This window comes from Vibrio sp. 2134-1, assembly GCF_033339495.1.
Genome location: NZ_JAWOUS010000574.1, coordinates 1 through 632, shown reverse-complemented (window position 1 = coordinate 632; position 632 = coordinate 1). Strand labels below are relative to the sequence as shown.

The window sequence follows — 632 nt, the reverse complement described above, 5'->3', positions numbered from 1 at the left end:
GTGGCCAAACTTACGATTTATCGAACGCAGAAGCGAAAGTCTATTCCATTCCCGGTGCGTTAGTGCAGGTGTTGGACTTGGATGATATTCACGTGCAAATGGTGCTGCGCTTCGTGACTGACCGCTCTTCGCTGGTGGAAACGCTCATCACTAATAAAACTGATCGTGATATGAACTTGGCGTTGGAGTGGGACGGCGAGTTGGTGAAATACGCGCTGTCGACGCGCAAAGACCAAACCGTGGCGCAGTACTACCCAGATTACAAGCGCCAGATTTCGACCATCGAGAACGGCATTAAAATTAACTTTAGCGAGATGAAAGACAACTGGGCGATCCGTAATGACCGCGATGCCGAGTTCCGCATTACTCGTTCTCTACCGACTAAGACGTTCACCAACGAAACCTCCTTCAGTTCTACCGCGGAGATGAGCCTACCAGCTGAGCAAACATCGGCGGTTTATACGGCGTATTCTAACCTGCACAATGCGAAAGAAGTGCAGTCAGAATCGTTGAAATTGCAAGATGTATTAGCGAATCCAACTCAATACATGGAAGCGTCGAAAGCGCGTTGGGACGGCTATTTAGCGAATGGTCTTATCAACAAAGAAGCGACAGCGGACCAAGCTCGCGTA

General features: G+C 49.4%; 1 pseudogene. It reads left to right on the top strand.

What is annotated here, in order from left to right:
- Positions 1 to 632: pseudogene (locus tag R7R78_RS27300) on the top strand (alpha-glucosidase); the annotation flags it as partial.